At 60.5% G+C, this 17,930-nt stretch carries 18 protein-coding genes; 7 read left to right on the top strand and 11 right to left on the bottom strand.

Features of this window, described 5'->3' with window-relative positions; genetic code table 11:
• Positions 1-11: 11 nt before the first annotated feature.
• Together AWB69_RS16530 and AWB69_RS16525 are read left to right on the top strand one after the other, a co-directional pair.
• Positions 12-362: a non-heme iron oxygenase ferredoxin subunit gene (locus AWB69_RS16530; protein ID WP_062086542.1), complete on the top strand. Its 351-nt coding sequence runs from the start codon at positions 12-14 to the stop codon at positions 360-362.
• Entirely contained in the window at positions 359-562 is a 204-nt protein-coding gene (locus AWB69_RS16525; RefSeq protein ID WP_062086540.1) for a hypothetical protein, read from the top strand. Before AWB69_RS16530 ends, AWB69_RS16525 begins: the two co-directional genes overlap by 4 nt.
• Here the strand turns inward: AWB69_RS16525 and AWB69_RS16520 are convergent.
• Entirely contained in the window at positions 552-1,592 is a 1,041-nt protein-coding gene (locus tag AWB69_RS16520; RefSeq protein WP_062086538.1) for a LacI family DNA-binding transcriptional regulator, read from the bottom strand. The genes AWB69_RS16525 and AWB69_RS16520 overlap by 11 nt on opposite strands.
• Positions 1,593-1,712: 120 nt before the next feature.
• Between AWB69_RS16520 and AWB69_RS16515 the strand changes: the two genes are divergently transcribed.
• The gene (locus AWB69_RS16515) at positions 1,713-1,940 is read left to right on the top strand and encodes an ABC transporter permease (protein ID WP_062086536.1); all 228 of its coding nucleotides are present in this window, start codon (positions 1,713-1,715) and stop codon (positions 1,938-1,940) included.
• The gene (locus AWB69_RS50350; RefSeq protein WP_062086534.1) at positions 1,937-2,278 is read left to right on the top strand and encodes an ATP-binding cassette domain-containing protein; all 342 of its coding nucleotides are present in this window, start codon (positions 1,937-1,939) and stop codon (positions 2,276-2,278) included. Before AWB69_RS16515 ends, AWB69_RS50350 begins: the two co-directional genes overlap by 4 nt.
• A gap of 98 nt (positions 2,279-2,376) precedes the next feature.
• On the opposite strand, the gene AWB69_RS16505 is transcribed toward AWB69_RS50350, so the two are convergent.
• From AWB69_RS16505 to AWB69_RS16490, 4 genes are all read right to left on the bottom strand, one after another.
• A complete protein-coding gene (locus tag AWB69_RS16505; protein WP_156528871.1) occupies positions 2,377-2,952 on the bottom strand; it encodes a hypothetical protein in 576 nt (191 codons plus the stop codon).
• Between the two features lie 110 nt (positions 2,953-3,062).
• Positions 3,063-4,748, bottom strand: coding sequence for a fibronectin type III domain-containing protein (locus tag AWB69_RS16500; protein WP_062086529.1), 1,686 nt, complete (start codon positions 4,746-4,748; stop codon positions 3,063-3,065).
• Positions 4,749-4,947: 199 nt separating this feature from the next.
• Positions 4,948-5,844, bottom strand: a complete 897-nt coding sequence (locus tag AWB69_RS16495) for a patatin-like phospholipase family protein (RefSeq protein WP_062086527.1) — start codon at positions 5,842-5,844, stop codon at positions 4,948-4,950.
• A gap of 164 nt (positions 5,845-6,008) precedes the next feature.
• The gene (locus AWB69_RS16490; RefSeq protein ID WP_062086525.1) at positions 6,009-6,302 is read right to left on the bottom strand and encodes a hypothetical protein; all 294 of its coding nucleotides are present in this window, start codon (positions 6,300-6,302) and stop codon (positions 6,009-6,011) included.
• 599 nt (positions 6,303-6,901) lie between these two features.
• Between AWB69_RS16490 and AWB69_RS16485 the strand changes: the two genes are divergently transcribed.
• Complete coding sequence (locus AWB69_RS16485) at positions 6,902-7,111, top strand: hypothetical protein (protein ID WP_062086601.1); 210 nt, start codon at positions 6,902-6,904, stop codon at positions 7,109-7,111.
• Positions 7,112-7,399: 288 nt separating this feature from the next.
• Here the strand turns inward: AWB69_RS16485 and AWB69_RS50345 are convergent, their stop codons facing one another.
• Entirely contained in the window at positions 7,400-8,998 is a 1,599-nt protein-coding gene (locus AWB69_RS50345) for a methyl-accepting chemotaxis protein (RefSeq protein WP_082913435.1), read from the bottom strand.
• 307 nt (positions 8,999-9,305) lie between these two features.
• Between AWB69_RS50345 and AWB69_RS16475 the strand changes: the two genes are divergently transcribed.
• Entirely contained in the window at positions 9,306-10,370 is a 1,065-nt protein-coding gene (locus AWB69_RS16475) for an SGNH/GDSL hydrolase family protein (RefSeq protein WP_062086523.1), read from the top strand.
• Between the two features lie 9 nt (positions 10,371-10,379).
• Here the strand turns inward: AWB69_RS16475 and AWB69_RS16470 are convergent, their stop codons facing one another.
• The 5 genes from AWB69_RS16470 to AWB69_RS16450 all read right to left on the bottom strand — a co-directional run bounded on the left by AWB69_RS16470 (position 10,380) and on the right by AWB69_RS16450 (position 16,604).
• Entirely contained in the window at positions 10,380-11,231 is an 852-nt protein-coding gene (locus AWB69_RS16470; RefSeq protein WP_062086521.1) for a carbohydrate ABC transporter permease, read from the bottom strand.
• Positions 11,232-11,245: 14 nt separating this feature from the next.
• Entirely contained in the window at positions 11,246-12,154 is a 909-nt protein-coding gene (locus AWB69_RS16465; RefSeq protein WP_062086519.1) for a carbohydrate ABC transporter permease, read from the bottom strand.
• A 75-nt stretch (positions 12,155-12,229) separates the two neighbouring features.
• Positions 12,230-13,474 carry an ABC transporter substrate-binding protein gene (locus tag AWB69_RS16460; RefSeq protein ID WP_062086517.1) on the bottom strand — a complete coding sequence of 415 codons (1,245 nt, stop codon included), beginning with the start codon at positions 13,472-13,474 and terminating at the stop codon, positions 12,230-12,232.
• A gap of 35 nt (positions 13,475-13,509) precedes the next feature.
• Positions 13,510-15,450: a beta-galactosidase gene (locus AWB69_RS16455; protein ID WP_062086515.1), complete on the bottom strand. Its 1,941-nt coding sequence runs from the start codon at positions 15,448-15,450 to the stop codon at positions 13,510-13,512.
• 11 nt (positions 15,451-15,461) lie between these two features.
• Positions 15,462-16,604 (bottom strand): ABC transporter ATP-binding protein, encoded by a 1,143-nt coding sequence (locus tag AWB69_RS16450; RefSeq protein WP_062086513.1) that lies wholly within the window; start codon positions 16,602-16,604, stop codon positions 15,462-15,464.
• A gap of 291 nt (positions 16,605-16,895) precedes the next feature.
• Here AWB69_RS16450 and AWB69_RS16445 point away from each other — a divergent pair, with 291 nt between their 5' ends.
• Positions 16,896-17,912: a LacI family DNA-binding transcriptional regulator gene (locus tag AWB69_RS16445; protein ID WP_062086511.1), complete on the top strand. Its 1,017-nt coding sequence runs from the start codon at positions 16,896-16,898 to the stop codon at positions 17,910-17,912.
• Positions 17,913-17,930: the final 18 nt, after the last annotated feature.

Genomic DNA, 17,930 nt, shown 5'->3' with positions numbered 1-17,930 from the left:
CGGAGGCTCTTGTGGCCGTTGAACCGAATGACATCGAATGGGTCGCCGCCTGCGCTGCCAGCGAGATCGCCGAAGAAGACGTAATCCGCTTCGATCACGCTGGTGCAAGTTACGCGGTGTATCGCATAGCCGAGGGGTTTTTTGCGTCGGATGGCTGGTGCACGCATGAACGCGCGCATCTCGCCGATGGTTTCGTGCTCAATCGCGAGATTGAATGTCCGCTGCATCAGGGACGTTTCGATATTCCCACCGGCAAGCCCAAAAGCCCGCCCGTCTGCGTGCATTTGAAGACTTACCCCGTGCGTATTGAAGGGGGTGAAGTGCTGCTCGGCTTACCGGCGCAAGCGAAGGCAGCTTCATGAAACGCCAACCCGCAATGGTGATTATCGGCGCCGGGCAAAGCGGAGCACGCGCCGCCCGTGCGTTGCGCGACAACGGCCGGGACGGCAACGACACGACCGACCGCTGGGCCGAAGGCCTTCTGATGCGTGACTGGATTCGCGAACTCTGGAATGGCCTGACGCCGCAAGACACGTTCGCGCCGCTGGCGCTTAGTCGCTAAGTGGAAGGTTTTCGCGCAACAACACCGTGACCGGAATCTGCTGCGGCAACGCCACGCCGGGGTCGCGATGATAGTGCCGCAAGATGATTTCGATGGAACGCATTGCTTCGGCGGCCGGGTTCTGGTCGAGCACGGCGTCGAGCGTTCCTTCAATGAGCAAGCGCCGCGAAATGTCGTTGAGTTCGTGGCCCACGAACACCGTCGAGCGAACGCGGTCGAGCGCCTGGAGCGCCGCGCCAACGCCTTCGTCGCCGACTGAAATGTTGTAGATGCCGCGCAGGTCGGGATAGCGCCGGAAGGCGTCGCGAGTCAGGCTTTCGGTGACCGCCGATTGCTCGCGGCTCTCAACCGTCTCCACGATGTCGCAGTTAGGGAAACGCCGCCGCAGCACCGAACGGAAACCGCTTTCACGTTCTTCATGGCCGAGGAAATCATGCATGCCTGTCATCACGAGCACCTTGCCTCCCGCATCGCCGAGAAAGCGGCCCATCAGCTCGCCCGCCACCCGTCCCGCGCCGCGATTGTCGATCCCCACATACGCCAGCCGCCCCGTTCCCGGCAAATCGCTGGCAAGCGTGACAACCGGCATCGCGCGGCTGACCTGATGCAGTGCCGCCGTGATGTCGGGGTGCTCGTACGCGACGATGATCAGCGCGTCGGCCTTCTGCGTCGCGCGGTTGATGGTCTCGACCACGCGCGCCGGTTCGAGGTTGTCGAAATAAGTCACCGCGCAGATCACGCGTTGCGCTTCGAATGCCTTCTGGGCGATTTCAAAACCCTGCTTGAGATAGATGTAATACGGCGCAACAGGCTGCTGCAACAGGATCGCAATGCGCAACCAGCGCACCGATACCGCGTCGAGCGCCCGATCGATCTTGAGCTTGCGCGCCCATTCGAGCACGCGCCGCTCCTTCTCGCGCGAAACGCCGCCGCGGCCGTTGAGCACGCGGTCAACGGTTGCTTCGCTGACGTCGGCGGCCTTGGCGATATCGGCCATGCTCGTCTTGCGGCGGTGGGTCAGGTCGGGCATGAGCCTTACACGTTTTAGGAAAGTAACCACGGGGCTGGCCCGATAATCGCATCAACTCATCGGGCCATCAAGCTGGTGCAGGTGTGAAGCGTTGACAAGTCACCGGCCAGGAACGGCGAGGTGGTGGCGGCTGCGGTGATTGGCGGGACCGCCCTGTCAGGCGGGATCGGCAATGCGCTTGGCGCAGTGGTGGGTACCTTGCTGATTCGCGTGATCGATAACGGACTCGTGCTGACCCAGGTCGATGCCAACTGGTTCAAGTTCGCGGTCGGCAGCCTGACAATTTTCGCGGTGGTCGCCAACGCATGGATGCGCCGCACGGCGCGACATCTGAAGGTACAGCTATGAACACACTCTCCTCCGCGGCTCACCATACCGGTCTACGTTCGCATGAAGACGGCGCCGCCGCTGATGCGCTAAGCACGTCGACCTCGCTGATGGCCGTGCGCAACCTGCACAAGTGGTACTCCGGCGTGCATGCGCTCAAAGGCGCGAGCCTGGACTTCAAACGCGGCGAAGTCGTGGGCCTGCTAGGTGACAACGGCGCGGGCAAGTCGACGCTCATCAAGATTCTCTCGGGCGTGCATCGGCCGGATGAAGGCGAGATCCTGTTCCAGGGTCGGCCTGTGCGCATCCCCACAAGAAGTGACCGAGATGCTTTGATCGAATACAGGATGGAGGGATAAATCGATAAACGCGCCGCATCCGGGGACCGCGCTTTAGAGCGCGTGATCAAGCCGGCGGAACCGTTGCGCGGGTCCGTCGGCCTATGTGCCCTCAAACCTCAATCAGCTAATTTGCCCGCCATCCGGAACGGGTCAACGGCCCACATTTCGTCGGCCCGAATTCGGGGCTGTGCAAGCGCCAACCACTCCGCCAGCGGTGTAAGGCTTATCCCGGGCTGCGATGAACTACCGAAGGACTCGGAAACGAATGGCGCATCATCGTCCGGGCGACGAACGACCTGGACAATGTGCGTAATCCCGCGCGGACGCGGGTGATTGGCCGCCCATGCAGGCTCTCCCATCTTCAACCCGATAGCCGCGCATCGCGGCAGGCTGGCAGCCGTGATCTTGCATGCCTCAAGAATGAAGCCGGTCCGGGTTTCAATCTCGTGAAGGATCCTATCCGACCACGTTTGCAAAGCAAGCATGTCGTCAGCGCCAAACACTTCACGGCCAGCCGCCTCGTTCTCCGCTTGCATGGCTTGCGTGAGAAGCAGCGCTGTCCATCCCGAGCAATCGATGACCGGCGGGTTGGCGGACAGCCCTTCGGACTTCACCCCACGCTGATACCCGACTTGACCTGTGTAGCGCTGCACAAGCCGCCACATGGCCACCTCCCCTGCCTCGAAGCTCATGGCGCAAACCCTCGTCTTGTCAGAAGTGCCGTCATGAAAGCTGTCCAGCATTAGCGCAATGCTGGAATCATCCAGGAAAACGCGCGGTCATGTACTGACAAGACCGCGAATCAGCTTCGACGCGCCTTGGAAAGCGTGATGGTCTCGAACAGCTCATAAGTTGCAGTCGGCGTCTGGTCGGCGCCGGGCGCGTGATAGTAGTTCATCGTAATGGTGGTCTTGCCACCCGGCGTGCCGGGATCATGATCGAACACCGCAATGCCATAACCGGTGCCGGTATCGCGTTGCGCCGACCAGATGGCGTCTTCCAGCGCATCAGCCGGCTGGCGCACGAACGTGTTCGCCGTGGTCCCGGCTACCGGACGGTTAGGCTTGGTGAACACCTTTGCCTGCACCTTGCCGGTTCCGGTGTCCAGGCCGTACACATCCAGAGGCGCACTGGTGCCGCCGCCGCCCAGGATCAGGTGAATCGTCCCCTGGCTGGTATCGAAGGCGCCGTCAGCGGGATTCGACGTCATGACCGGCCGGGGCTGCAGCGTCTCCACCGGTTCGCCCGTCACGGCGTCCATGCCCGCATGGTGGTTGCACCCACGCACGGGATAGCTGCGCTCGTAGTCGTGATCATGGCCACAGAGCACAAGATCGACGCCATAGCGGTCGAACAGGGGCAGCCACGCCTCCCGGATGCCCTTGTCCGAGCCGTTGCCGGTCTTCGACGATGTAAGCGCGTCCTGGTGCATCTGGACGACGATCCAGTCGATGTCCTTGTTCTCGGCCGCCTCGCGCAACGTCTCGCCTAGCCAGCGCGTCTGCTCACCGCTGCTATAGCCACGCACATAGAGCGACGTACCGGGAGCGATCGGCGGGTTGCCCGTGCTCCCGGCCGGCACCAGCGGATCCGGACCCGCGACAAATGCGGCGGCATCCTGGTAGACCACGTCGTCCGCATCGAGCGAGACGAACAACACCGAACTCACACGAAAGCTGTACCAGCGGCCGGGAAAGCGGGTGCCGTTCTCCGGCAGCGTATAACGCGCCAGATACGAGTCAAGTCCCTGCTCGCCGTTGTTGAATTCCAGCTCATGATTACCCGGACAAGGCATCCATGGGCGATTGGCCGCCGACGTCTGGGCGTTGTTGCCGAAGTCGCGCCAGACCTCGGGCTGATGCGCCGGGTTCAGGTTGGCATAACAAAGATCACCGTTGAGCAAATGAAACAGCGGCTGGAACCGCTCGACTGCCTGGACGGCAAAGCGGCTTTGTGGCGAAGAGAGCACCCAGTTGGTATTCGGCGTCGCGAGGTCGCCATAGCTGGTCCATCGAAACGCGGCCCGGCCGTGTGGCGCAGTCTGGAAACTCGCCGTAAAGGGGCGGCCCGTGTTGCTGTCGTTGTCGGCAGTGACTTCGTACTCGTAGCCGGCTGCGGGTTTCAGTCCATGAAGGCGCGCGTGATACGTGCAGACAATCTCGCCGTTGAGCCCATCGGTATAAGTGCGCTGCACGCCATGCACCGTCGTCTTCGTCTCGCCGGTACGGCCAAAGCGCACTCGCGGATTGACCGCCGGGGCAAGCGAGGCCCACGAGATCACCACCTCGGACCACGGCTCCTTGCCCCAGGTCAGGTGGATCTGTTCGGGCGTGCCATCCGGACTCGCCGCAGCGGCCCGGCTCGCTGAAGCCAACCCGCCTGCAGCCGTTGCGAGCCCGGAAGCACCGGCAAGCTTGAGAAAACCACGCCGCGAAACGGAAGCGCCCTGCTCGGCCGGCGAAATATCATCAATGTTCTTGTTTGGCATGTCTGGTGTTCCAATCCTTGAGGGGATAAGCCAGCGCAAGCCGCCCACGGCGGCGAAGAGAGCGGACCGGCTCGAAGGACTCCATTATTGCCAGATGTGTTTACCGGGCCATGACATGGTTGCGATGACGCGTTTTCGACGTGAAATGTGCGTTGTCCCGCCAGCAATTGGCGTACGGCCTTTTGGCGCACGCCCTTCGCTAACCCGCCTGGGCATGCTCATGCTCGTGCAGTTCGGCCGGGACAACCCCGCGTTCGAGACCACCGTCGCTCAGCCACGCAAGCGTTTGCTCGGCGGCACGTTCGATCAGGCGATTGCACTGCGTGTAGTCGTAAGGCGATACATCGAGCGGACACAAGGGCGGTACGACAACAATCTCCGCACGCGACGAATAGAACGCCAGATCACGCACAAGCTGCCGCGCGACGACAAGCGTCAACGCATGAATGGCCTGCGCAATCGCATTGGCCGGCGGCTTCTGCAGCGCACAAGCGAAACCGGCCGGCAGCACGATGATGCGTGTCGCGCCGAGCCCGATGGCTACCGAGATCGGCGTATTGTTGGCCACGCCGCCGTCGACCAGATCGATTCCGTCAATGCGTATTGGCGGAAACACGCCGGGAATCGCTGCGCTTGCAAGGACGGCATCCACTACCGGGCCCGACGAGAGAACGACTTCGTTGCCGCTCAGCATGTTGGTAGCGACAACATGGAGCGGGATGACCGCTTGCTCCACTCGCTTGTAGGGCAAATTGTTTTCCAGCAGGACGCGCAGCGCCTTCGCTTCAACGAGGTTGGAACGGCGGCGCAGGATCATCTCGAACAGCCCGAACATGCTGAGCGGCATGATGTCCCGCCGCCTGATTCCGCACCACAGCAATTCGAGCTTGGCGATGCCCTCGGCATCAGGACGGCCTGCAAAATACGCCGCGTTGATGGCGCCCGCCGACGCGCCGATCACGCAATCCGGGCGCACGCCCCAGTTGAGCAACTCGCGCAGCATGCCGACCTCGATCGCACCGAGGCTGCCGCCGCCCGCGAATACGAAGGCGGTCAATCCCGATGAAACGGCTGGAGGGGGATTATCAAGGGACATGTCTGCCACTCCTGCGGGGCAATACCGGATGCAATGTGCTTGAACCACCAACGGCCAACCCGGCCCGTCCGCGCCGCCCAAGCGTTGAGGTTACCGAAACTGCCTCGTGCCGGAACACCAGCATTGTGCCCGAAGCAGCCTAGGTAGATCATCCCCCGGCCGGACTAGTGGCCCTTGAAGAGATCCAGCAGCTGGTTCTGCATCTGCATCATTTCGTGCTCGTGCTTCATCTCCATTTGAGCCATGGCTTCCTTGTGGTCCATCTCCATCTGCATCATTTTCTGCTGAATGGTGATGGCCTGGGTCCGCTGTTCCGGCGTGAGCTTCTCCATCATCATTTGATAGTCCTGTGGCATCAGATACGTACCGGCATGCCCAATACCCTGAGCATGCGCGAAGCCTGTCGCCAACGACAGCGGAAGCATTGCGCACAGGATGATTTTTCGAATCGATTTCATCAGATCTCCAGTTTCATGTTGAAAATAAAAATATAAGGATGACTATGCAATTGGCTTGTATCGATCCGGTTGAGAACACTGTCTTTGAACCGGTTTAAGTTTCTCGCGCCTTGCACTCTCCAAAACGGTCGCTTACGACTGTTGTCCAGTCAACGTGCGGCAGTCTCGCGCTGCCGACGTCATAGGGTATTTCGCCCAATGACCGGCAACGGTTACAGGGCACCCAAAAAATCGCGGGGAGGATCGTGCTTTTGCACGCGTTATCGACGCCTGAATATCGCTCCAGCCCTGGTGCCGGCGAGATGATCGGGTCGATTGGAACGCGGCTGAACAGAAACCGGGGAGGTCTCTAACAAGAATTTACAGTCTCGCGGTTCATGCAGTGTTATTGTCATTGACGATGGCGGGCAGACGTCCGCCATCGTCAATGACGTCCCCCTCGTTGTCATGCGATCCGGCTGGCGTACTCGTCAACGAGGCTGATAGGGAAAGAAGTGTCGCCGGTGGGAGATGCCGCTGAAGGTCCCAACCGCGACGTCCTTTGATAGGCGTGAGCGTGAAATAGTGCGCGTTCACGTTCAACATATACGGTGATCGACATGGGATTTCTGGATGAGGTAGGTAAGGTCGCGGGTGCCGTCGCAGCAGTGGAAGCAACGGACAAGGTCGATCCGGATGCGTCGATTCTGACGAAAGGGATTGCGGCCGTGGCCGGCTTTAAAGGCGCTGGCGCCCTGGAGTCGCTGATAGAAAAGAAAGAGAACGAAGCCGCTCCGGACGATGCGGACAACGCTGGAACACAAGCCTGACTTCCTGCCGCGCCAGGCCAGCCTCTGTGAAAGACACTGGCCTGGCGCCTGAAGTTCACTCGTCGCGCCGCATCAAGCGGCGCTCGCCGTCATACTCGCGAATTCTCGACTCGAACTGACGGTTTCAAGCTGACAATTAGCTGACGCAATCGGCCGTCACGCGCCGAAGAAGCCGTGGCGAGCGACGCGATCGATTCAGTCTTCTCCGAAGACGGCCTCACCCGCGCGCTTCAGGCCATGGAATCGCAACGCGGTTGAATGCGCAAGCCAGGCGTGCACACCCGCGCCTTAAAGCCGAAACACCTCCACCGCCTCGCTTAATGTTCTAGCCTGACTCTTCAGGGACTGCGCCGCGGCGGCGGCCTCCTCGACGAGCGCCGCGTTTTGCTGCGTGCTCTGGTCCATGGTCGCGACCGCCTGATTGACTTGCTCGATTCCCTTGCTTTGTTCACCCGCCGCAGCGGAAATTTCCGTCACGATCTGGCAGACGCGTTCAACCGCGCTCACCACGCTGCCAATAGTCGTCCCTGCACTTTCCACCAACGACGATCCGGCGTCGATATGCGCGCTCGAGTCCTGAATGAGCAGCTTGATCTCCTGAGCCGCCGCGGCACTGCGCTGCGCCAGACTGCGTACCTCACCGGCCACGACCGCAAAACCCCGCCCCTGTTCGCCTGCGCGCGCGGCCTCGACTGCCGCGTTGAGCGCCAGGATGTTCGTCTGGAACGCAATGCCGTCGATCACGCTCGTGATCTCCGAAATTTTCTTCGAATGAGCGGCAATGCCTTGCATGGTGGTCACCACATTGCTGACCACCGCGCCGCCCTTGACTGCCATTTCCGATGCTTGCGTCGCCATCTCACTCGCTTGCCGCGCGCTCTCGAAGCTGGCTTTCGCCGTCGCCGTGATCTGCTCCATGCTGCTCGCCGTGGTTTCCAGCGACGCCGCCTGTTGCTCTGTCCGAATGGAAAGGTCATTGTTGCCGCTGGCGATTTCCGTTGCGCCAACGTTGATCGATTCGGTGCTGGCTCGCACGGTCGTCACCGTCTCAACCAGCGATTGCTGCATCTGCTCGAGCGCACGCAATAGCGCGCCCATCTCGTTGTCCCGGCCGGTATCCACCGGATTCGTCAGATCGCCCGCAGCAATTCGCTGAAACTGGCGGATCGCTTGCCCGACCGGTTTGACGATTGCGTTAAGCAATGCATGGCGCGCGAACGTGCCAATGGCCACCGACGCGAACGCCGCCGCGGCAAGGAGCCCCAGCATTGTGTGGAAGCGCTCTTGAGCGCTGGTATAGCGCGCCTTCTCACGCTCGGTGAGAACACCCTCCAGTGCAGCTACCTGGGCGCCAAAGTTGTTAGCCAGCGCTTCCGTGTCAGCGCCCTGAAGCTGCTTATAGGCTGAGAAATCGCTTTTACCCAGTGCTTCGAACGAGGCGTCCAGACCGTCATGCAGATACTTCTGACGCGCGGCGACAAAGCGGGCGCGCAACGCTGTTTCGGCATCGTCCGCCGACGCGGTCGCCAGGTAGGCCCTCACTTCCTCATCGGATTGACGCAGGTCGTTGTGCGCACCTTCAAGCAAGGCCGGCTGAACATCGCCTAGTCCATAAAGCGCCGCAAAGCTACCCAGCGCGAGACGCGCATGCATCACGTGTTCATAGCTGCTTTTGATTTGAAGAAGCGAGCGCGTGTCTTCCGTGTACATCTTTTCAATCGCGGCGTTGCTGGTTTGCAGCGCAACGCCAGCCAATGCGCTAACCGCGATCAACAACCCGGCAAAAACCGCCAGCACAACCGTGATGCTGGTACGCAAGCTCACGTGACCAAAGAAGCTGGCATATCCCGAAAAATGGGATACGGCAGGCGTTTTTAATGTTTTCATCCGATTGTCTCCGACTCGTCGTGTACCTTCTATCGAAGGTATATCGGCGGGTCGGAGTCAGGACTGGAGGGTCTTTGATGAATAAATCAAATCTGCCCAATTAACGGGATTTATCGCGGCTAAAGGCGCTTTTCCTTGACCGCGGGATGGCCGATTAAAACAGGTATATGGATAGACGAATCTCGTTGTGCCATGAGCAATTTCGAAGACGGCAAGCGAACTCCCCGCTGAAGCGTTAAAGCATTGAGGTAGTGCTTAGCACCGAAACCCGGGTATTCTTCGATAGCCCAACTACCCGGAGCACCCCATGACAGTCCGCCGTTTTGCGTTCCTCGCGTTGACATGCGGGTTGATCGGTTTGGCGCCTTCATCGAACGCATCGGCCGATTCTGCCGATCCGCAACGAAGCCTCTTGCAGGTAGTCTCGTTCGGGGACAGTCTGTCAGATGTTGGCACCTATGCGTATGCCCGCCGATTTGGCGGAGGCACCTACACCACGAATCCGGGCGCGATCTCCGTTCAGCTTATAGCGGAACATTATGGGTCGAGCCTCACGCCTGCACTGACTGGCGGATTTGGACAGCCAAGCGTGATTCATCCCGAAGGATTCGGGTACGCTCAAGGGGGCGCCCGGGTGGCAGGGGCGCCGAACCCCGGTGATGCAACGGGCGACACCGGCGAGTTACAGACGCCGCTGACCTCGCAAGTGGCCGCTTATCTCCAGTCGCATACGCGCTTCACCGCAAAGCAACTGGTCCTCATGCAAGGCGGAGCCAATGACGTTCAGGACGCCTATGATGCGTGGGCGGAAATGGTTGCGACCGGCGGCAATCCGGCTGCCTCTTTACAGTCGGTCCTACCGGCGCTGCAACAGGCGGCGCAGCAACTTGCGGGATTGGTGCACAACGTGCAACAACACGGCGCCACTCATATCGTCGTACAAAACGTCCCCGATATCAGCAAGGCGCCAATCGCAAACCTTGCCGATCAGCAGTTGCCGGGCTCCTCGAAAGTGCTGCGAAAACTGGCGCGGGCGTTCAACGCCGCGCTGGATGAAGCGCTCCCTTCATCGCCGGCCGTATTGCGGATCGATGCATTCACGTTCATTGATGAAGCGTCGGAGAACTATCGTCAGCTTGGTTTTCGCTTCAACGGCAGCATTGGCACCAACGTAGCATGCGCGCCGGCAAACCTGCCCCCGGCGTTTCAAGCCGACGACACCAGCGCGCTCTTCTGCTCGCCGTCGACGTATGTCTCCCCCCATGCTGACAACATCTACATGTTCGCCGACGCTTATCATCCGACGACTCACCTGCAAAAACTCATAGCGGACTACGTCGTGGTCCAGATCGACACGTGGTTGCACGAATAGCTCATCGCTCTAGCCCTTCGTTGCCCCGAACGTCAGCCCGGCAACGAAGTGCCGCTGCATGGCGAAGAACATCATGACCGACGGCAGCGCAGCCAGTATCGATCCCGCCGAGACCAGGTTCCACGCGGTCACCCACTGGCCCTTGAGCGCGGCGACACCCACGGTAATAGGCGCGGCCTCGTCTCCGGTGGTGAGGCACAGCGCCCAGAAATAGTCGTTCCACACGAACGTGAAGACGAGGATTGCCAGCGCGGCCAACGCCGGGCGAATCAGCGGCAGGACAATGCGAAAGAACACCGTCCACTCATTCGCGCCTTCAATGCGCGCGGCTTCGACCAATTCGAACGGCAACTGCTTGATGAAATTGCGCAGGAACAACGCGCAAAATCCGGTCTGAAACGAGACGTGAAACAAGATCAGCGCTCCGACGGTATTGAAGATTCCTAACTGCAAAGACAGGTCCCGCACCGGGATCATCAGGATCTGGATAGGCACGAAGTTGCCCGCGACAAACGCCGCGAACAACGTGGTGTTGCCCCGGAACGAATAGATCGCCAATGCAAAACCGGCCATGGAAGCCAGCACGATCGAACCGACTACAGCCGGTACGGTAATGAGCACGCTGTTCCACAAATAGTGGAGCATGGGTGAAGTCGTCAGCGCGTCACTGTAGTTGGCGATCAGCGAAAAATGCCGTGGCCAGCCCCAGTAATTGCCTTCGACGAGTTCATCGGAAGAGCGGATGGACGTCACCATCACGGCTATCAGCGGCAACAACCAGATCAGCAGCGCGACCGGCAACGACAACTTGTAAAGCGCCCGGTTGACGGGCTTCCACTTGGCGACGGGCATTGGAAACATGGCGCGCTCCTGGCTTATTGCTCGGTGCGCAACATTCTGCGCAAGTGATAAACGATGTACACCATCATGATCGCGAACAGCACCACGGCAATCGCGGCAGAATAGCCGATGCGGTAATACTTGATCGCCTGGTCGTACATGTAATAAGCCAGCACGGTCGAGCTTTCGAACGGGCCGCCGCCGCTCATGACGGCAATCAGGTCGAAGCTTCGCAACGCCCCGATGATGGTCACCACGATCGCCATGAAGGTGGTGGGACGGAGTTGCGGCAGGACGACGTGCCACAGCATGGTCCAGCCCTTCGCGCCTTCCATGCGGGCGGCTTCTATCTGCTCGGAATTAAGCGATGTCAATCCGGTCAGGTACAGGATCATGCAGTAGGCAGTCTGCGGCCATAGTGCCGCGAAGATGATGCCGAATGTCACGTAACGCGGGTCCCCGAGCACCGGCACGCCATGCCCGAGAATCAGCTTCAGCAAGCCGAACGTCGGGTCGTAGAACCAGCTGAACATCAAGCCGACCACCACGCCGGACAACACGAACGGCGCGAAGAACAGCGACTTCACCATGCGAATGCCTCTTACCGCCTGGTTCAGGTACAACGCCACGGCAAGTCCCATGGGCGGCGCCAGCAAGAACAGGATCAGCCACAAGACATTGTTCTTCAGCGCGGTATAGAAGGTGGGCGCGTGGAACAGTTCGATGTAGTTATCGAAGCCGACGAAGGTCTTCTCCGTCATGCCATCCCAGTTGTAAAAGCTGAGCCTGAGGCTGGAGAAGATCGGCCACATCACGTAGATCGCGACCATGATGCACGCTGGCGCAAGGAACAGGAACGCGGCCAGCCGCTGCTGGCGCGCGGTGGCCGACATCTTTCTGCGGCGCTTTGTTTTAATCCCCGGAACGCTGAGGGTTTCGGACATGCGGTGCTCTCCTGATCCTGATGCTGATACCGATCGCTGAGGCGGCTCGCGATAATCGCGAGCCGCCGTACCACACTACTTCTTGTAGATACGCTTGCGTGTAGCTTCGAGCTGGGCCAGGATCGAGTCCAGCTGGGTCGGATCGGACACGAACTGCTGCATGCCCTTCATGCCTTCGTCAGCCATCTCCTTGGTCATGTCGCGGTCGTAGAACTGCGCAATACCGCCCTTCGTCTGCGAGAGAATCTGGAAGCCGATCTTCGAGATGGGATCGTCCGGTTCCGGCGACTTGCTGTTGGCCGGCAACGAGCCCAAACCCTTCGCCAGCTGTGCGCTGATATCCGGCGTTTCCGCGAATGCCAGGAACGTGTGCGCGTCCGCCTTGTTCTTCGCCTTCGACGGAATATGCAACGACTCCACCGGACCATCTTCCGCGGTCGGCACATTGCTGTCGATAATCGGGAACTGGAAGAAGCCCATCTGCGGCTTGATGTTCTCCGGGAATCCGCCGGTAATGAACGTGCCCATCAGCATCATGGCCGCCTTGCCCTGGAACAGGAACGGCTGCACCGCATCAAGGTCGTAGGACAGCGAGTTGTCGATGAAGTCCTTGTCGTCGATCAAGCCCTTCCACGCCGTATAAACCTTCTTCACGCGCGGGTCCGTGTAGGCTATGTCGCCTGCCATCAGCTTCTGATGGAACGTGTTGCCGTTGATGCGCAGGTCGAGGTAGTCGAACCAGCCGGCGAGTGTCCACGCATCCCGCCCAGCGACCGCGATCGGCGCAATGCCCGCTGCTTTCAGCTTCTTGCAGGCGTCCAGGAATTCGGGCCATGTCTTCGGCTCCGCGGTAATGCCCACCTTCTGGAACAGGTCCTTCCGGTAGAACATGCCCCACGCGTAATACACGGTCGGCGCCGAATATTGCTTGCCGTTGTACGTGGACGATTCCTTCGTCGACGCGTACATCCCGTTCCAGCCGTTCTTGTTCCAGTCGGGCGTCAGGTCTTCGAACAGGCCGCGCTTCGCGTAGTACGCCATGCGCTCGCCGTTGTGCCAGTTGACAATATCGGGCGCGACAGTGGTGAGCCAGCCGGGCAATTGCACCTTGTAGGCTTCTTCATCGACGAAGGTCACCTTCACGTCAATATCCGGATGCGCTTTCTTGAAGGCGTCGAAGGTCTGTTGCCAGACCGCGCGCTGGCTTGCTCCTTTGAACGCGATGTTCGCAGTCAAGGTGCCCGCCTGCGCAATGCTGGTCGTGGCTAAAGCAACGGCCAGCGCCGCACCGGTCAGTCCGTGGCGAATCAAGGTTTTCATGCGTGTCTCCTCATCGATGAGTGTTGTTTGCTTCGCTATGCTCTGTAAATCGCGACGCCCTGCGGTTCTACTTCCTCCTGCCCCACTATGAAGCTCGCAGCCGCCTGAATCTTGTATGGCGTCGCGTTGTAGTTGAAGACATAGGTCAAGCCACCACGCCGGCTGATCCGGATACCCTCGGGCAGCAGTGAGGCTTCTAGTCCGGCTGCTTTCGCCACGTTCAGGAAGATGTCCTGCGTCAGGGTTTCATCGAAGAGGCTGGCGAGATAAAGCACGGAACCGCTGCGGACGATGGCGGGATGACCATCGGCGAAGGTTGCTTCAATCTGCACGCCATTGCTCGTCTCGATGAAGTCGCGCCAGTGACGCGCCTCGCCGCGTTGGCCCACTTTCTCGGTCACGTTCGGCCGCATTGATTCGACGCGCCACACGCGGATGGGAATGAGCTTCGCGATACTCTCGCCCGGCGGCAACGCAGCGGGAATTGTCAGGTTGACCGTCTTCGACCCCGTGCGCGGCCCAAGCACCACCTGCGCACCGCTCGCCGCGAGCCTCGCGGCAAACTCCGCCGACACCACCGGCAGCGGCGGCACGACGATCATCTTGTATCCGTCCAGCGGCGCATCGGCCGGAATCACATCGACGTCGAGTCCAAGGCTGCGCAACGCGCTGTAGTATTCAAACGCGAAACGTGGATAGTGAAAATCAGCGCCCTGCGGATGAATCTCGAACAGCCATTTTGCTTCGTAATCCCAAGCAAGTGCAACTTTGGTGGATACCGTCGATTCACCATCCGCTTCCAGCACCTGTTCGATTTCCTTCGCCACCACCGACGCTTCCGCGCCGCCCAGATCCAGCCGGTTATCCGGTGTATTCAGACCCGCGTGCATCTGCTCTTGCGCGAACGGCGCCTGCCGCCAGCGAAAATACGATACGCACCCGGCCCCATGCGCGAACGCTTCCCAACTCCACAGGCGCACCATGCCCGGCAGAGGCGCGGGATTCCAGTGCGCCCAGTTCACCGGTCCCGGTTGCTGCTCCATCACCCAGAACGGCAACTTCGACATGCCGCGATACACATCGTGATTAAACGACGCGAAGTCGGGATGCCCCGTGCGCAGCCACTGCAACTTGACCGACGGATCGAACCACTGTTCCTCCAGCGCGCCGAGCGGATAGCTGTCCCATGTCGCTATATCCAGGTCTGCAGCCACCTTGTAGTGATCGAACTCGGTGAATAACTGCATGAAGTTATGTGCGACTGGCCGCTGCGGCGAATGTGCGCGAATGATCTCGGTCTGCATGCGATTGAATCGCACGATTTCGTCCGAAGCGAAACGCCGGTAATCCAGCCGATGGCTTGGATGCGCTTCCGTCACGGTGCCAACGGGCGGATCGATTTCGTCGAAGCTGCGGTACTCCATGCTCCAGAAGACCGTGCCCCATGCGGTGTTGAGCGCGTCGATGGTGCCATAGCGCTGCTTTAACCACCCACGAAAACGCTGCACTGCGGCGGGCGAATAACTGACCACGGTATTGTGGCAGCCGAACTCGTTGTCCGTTTGCCAGAACGCGACGGCGGGATGTTTGCCATAACGCTCGGCCACGGCCGTGCAGATCTTCTGCGACGCCTCGAAGTACGAAGGCGACGAAAAATCGTAATGCCGGCGCGAACCGAACGCACGCGGACGGCCATCGGCGCCAACGGGCAGGATGTCCGGATGACGATCGATCAGCCACTTAGGCGGCGTCGCGGTCGGCGTGCACATGACGACTTTCAGCCCTGCTTCGGCAAGCACATCGATTGCGCGATCCAGCCAATCCCAGTTGTATTCACCAGGCGCTGGTTCGATACGGCTCCATGCGAACTCCGCGATCCGGACGCGGTCGATACCCAGCGCTTTCATCCGCGCGGCATCGTCTTTCCACATCGATTCCGGCCAGTGTTCCGGGTAATAACAGACTCCAAGACGCATACGGTGCGCTCCTACGCAAATTGTTGGATTGCTGCCGATGTGACGGCGAAGCCGTCCTCGGTGAAGAGATGACACGAGGCGGGCGGCACGTTAAAGGCCACGCTCTCGCCCTGCCGCGGTGTCTTGTCGCCCGGTGCCTTGGCGATCAGCACCGCGCCGTGCGGTTGATCGAGATGCAGATAGCTGTGCTCGCCGAGTTGTTCGACCAGCGACACCGCGCGACTGATTTGTTGAACCGAACCTCCGCTTGCGGCCGGTTCGAGATGCTCGGGACGAATGCCGAGCGTGACTGCCTGATCGGGCCGCAAAGCCTCGCCGTTAGCGTGAACCTGCAGTCGCTCGTTGGTTCCATCGAGGACGATCGACACGCTTTCCGCGCTGCCCAATACCACCCGCGCGGGAAGGAAGTTCATGCGCGGCGAGCCGATAAACCCCGCCACGAAGCGGCTTCTCGGCCGGTGATACAACTCGAGCGGCGCACCCACTTGCGCGATGCTGCCGTACTTCGCCGTGTCCGCCCCCGAATGCAGCAGGACGATCTTGTCGGCGAGCGTCATGGCTTCAATCTGGTCGTGCGTCACATAGACAACGCTGGCCGTATTGAACTGTTTGTGCAGGCGCGCGATCTCGACCCGCGTCTGGCCACGCAACGTGGCATCCAGATTGGAGAGCGGTTCGTCGAACAGAAACACGCCCGGACTCCGAACGATTGCCCGGCCGATTGCCACGCGTTGCCGTTGGCCTCCGGACAACTCCTTCGGCCTGCGTTCAAGCAATGCCTCGAGTTGCAGCACGCGCGCGGCTTCCTTCACTTTCCGCTCGATCACGTCCTTCGGGGTCTTTGCCAGCGTCAGGCCGAACGCCATGTTCTGGTAGACGGTCATGTGCGGAAAGAGCGCGTAGCTCTGGAACACCATCGCGACGCCGCGCTGTGCAGCCGGCACTTCGTTGACGATTTTTCCGTCTATGTACAGGTCACCGTCCGTGATGTCTTCCAGACCTGCGATCATCCGCAGCAAGGTGGATTTTCCGCATCCCGAAGGGCCGAGGAACACGCAGAATTCATGCTCGCCGATCTCCAGATCGACATCGCGAATCACGGGTGCGTGATCGCCGTACGCTTTTTGAACCGATCGTAACGAGATGCTCGCCATGCCGACGTCTCCGTGTTTTACCGGGGAGACAAAGTAAGGTTAAGCGCTTAACCTTCTGCCTGCGAAAAAACGATCCGTATTCGGGATCGCGTTGACCGGCTGTCTCCGTCCTAATGTTTTTTAACTGCCTTGGGTCTCAAATCTAGCGGCGTCGGCTGATTTATACAAATGCCGGGAAGCCATCCCAAAATGTGGGCGTCCACGGGAATAGCCGGATGAAGTTGCCACCCTGGCGACAGTTCACTGAACTTGGCCGATGTTGAACCGCTTGAGCCCTTGCTGCGAGATTCGATGACTACTTTGGCCGAGGTTGCCTTACGCGCCGGCGTCACGCCGGCGACCGTCTCCAACGTGCTGCGCAAGCGCGGCAAGGTGGGGGCCGCGACACGTCAGCGGGTGCTCGACGCGGTGGAGGCACTGGGCTACCGGCCGCACCTGACCGCGCGGGCGCTGGCCGAAGGGAGCGCACCTACGCTGGCCTTGATGGTGACCAGTATCGCGAACCCGTTTTATCCGGAGTTCGCGCTGGCGGCGGAACGCGCGGCACGCAAGAACGGGCGTTTCCTGATCGTATGTAATACGAACGAAGATCCGGTGATCAGCCGCGCGTACCTGGATCAGATTGCGGGGACCTTGTCCGAGGGTGTGCTGGTGATGAACTCCCGGATCGGTTTCGACGATCTTCACACCACGCGCGCACGCGGCACACCGGTCGTGCTGTGCATGTGGGAACGGCCGGATGTATCGCCGGGATTGCCTTGCGTAGCGGTTGATTTTTTTGCGGCCGGGGCGCTGGCCGCGCAGCATCTGCTGGACCTTGGGCATACGCGAATTGGCGCGATCATCGGGAGTCAGCCCGAAGGCGTGCAGGCGGCACGATACGCCGGCTTTTGTCACACGCTGAGGGCTGCGGGCGTGGCGCATCCGGCGCAGGAGGCGCGTTTCACCCGCGATGCCGTCCAGGGGGGCTACGAGGCCGCGTGTGAGTTGCTGACGGAGCACGCCGACCTGACCGCGATCTTCGCGACCAATGACTTGCCTGCGTTGGGTGCAATGCATGCGGCCGCGGATCGCGGCATGCGTATTCCCGACGACCTCTCGGTCATCGGGATTACCGACATTCAACTGGCTCGCGAATCACGGCCGGGGTTATCGACGGTTGCTGTTCCTACTGACGCCGCCGCTGCGATGGCCGTGGAGCTGCTGGAAGCGTTGATCGAAAGCGGCGGCCACTGCGAGACGCCCATGCGTGTCGCGCCCCCGCCCGTGCTGGTGCAACGCGCATCGACGGGACGGGTACGTAGTTGAAGCGTCGTTGAAGCCTTA

Source organism: Caballeronia udeis (genome assembly GCF_001544555.2).
Taxonomy (GTDB): domain Bacteria; phylum Pseudomonadota; class Gammaproteobacteria; order Burkholderiales; family Burkholderiaceae; genus Caballeronia; species Caballeronia udeis.
Note: the sequence above shows the minus strand (reverse complement) of the source record. Positions and strands in the feature narration are given on the sequence as shown.

Coding starts and splice junctions, on each gene's coding strand:
- AWB69_RS50345 (WP_082913435.1), bottom strand. CDS start 8,998: ATGAAAACATTAAAAACGCCTGCCGTATCCCATTTTTCGGGATATGCC.
- AWB69_RS16470 (WP_062086521.1), bottom strand. CDS start 11,231: ATGTTTCCAATGCCCGTCGCCAAGTGGAAGCCCGTCAACCGGGCGCTT.
- AWB69_RS16485 (WP_062086601.1), top strand. CDS start 6,902: ATGGGATTTCTGGATGAGGTAGGTAAGGTCGCGGGTGCCGTCGCAGCA.
- AWB69_RS50350 (WP_062086534.1), top strand. CDS start 1,937: ATGAACACACTCTCCTCCGCGGCTCACCATACCGGTCTACGTTCGCAT.
- AWB69_RS16445 (WP_062086511.1), top strand. CDS start 16,896: ATGACTACTTTGGCCGAGGTTGCCTTACGCGCCGGCGTCACGCCGGCG.
- AWB69_RS16455 (WP_062086515.1), bottom strand. CDS start 15,450: ATGCGTCTTGGAGTCTGTTATTACCCGGAACACTGGCCGGAATCGATG.
- AWB69_RS16525 (WP_062086540.1), top strand. CDS start 359: ATGAAACGCCAACCCGCAATGGTGATTATCGGCGCCGGGCAAAGCGGA.
- AWB69_RS16460 (WP_062086517.1), bottom strand. CDS start 13,474: ATGAAAACCTTGATTCGCCACGGACTGACCGGTGCGGCGCTGGCCGTT.
- AWB69_RS16475 (WP_062086523.1), top strand. CDS start 9,306: ATGACAGTCCGCCGTTTTGCGTTCCTCGCGTTGACATGCGGGTTGATC.
- AWB69_RS16465 (WP_062086519.1), bottom strand. CDS start 12,154: ATGTCCGAAACCCTCAGCGTTCCGGGGATTAAAACAAAGCGCCGCAGA.
- AWB69_RS16500 (WP_062086529.1), bottom strand. CDS start 4,748: ATGCCAAACAAGAACATTGATGATATTTCGCCGGCCGAGCAGGGCGCT.
- AWB69_RS16505 (WP_156528871.1), bottom strand. CDS start 2,952: ATGAGCTTCGAGGCAGGGGAGGTGGCCATGTGGCGGCTTGTGCAGCGC.
- AWB69_RS16495 (WP_062086527.1), bottom strand. CDS start 5,844: ATGTCCCTTGATAATCCCCCTCCAGCCGTTTCATCGGGATTGACCGCC.
- AWB69_RS16520 (WP_062086538.1), bottom strand. CDS start 1,592: ATGCCCGACCTGACCCACCGCCGCAAGACGAGCATGGCCGATATCGCC.
- AWB69_RS16450 (WP_062086513.1), bottom strand. CDS start 16,604: ATGGCGAGCATCTCGTTACGATCGGTTCAAAAAGCGTACGGCGATCAC.
- AWB69_RS16490 (WP_062086525.1), bottom strand. CDS start 6,302: ATGAAATCGATTCGAAAAATCATCCTGTGCGCAATGCTTCCGCTGTCG.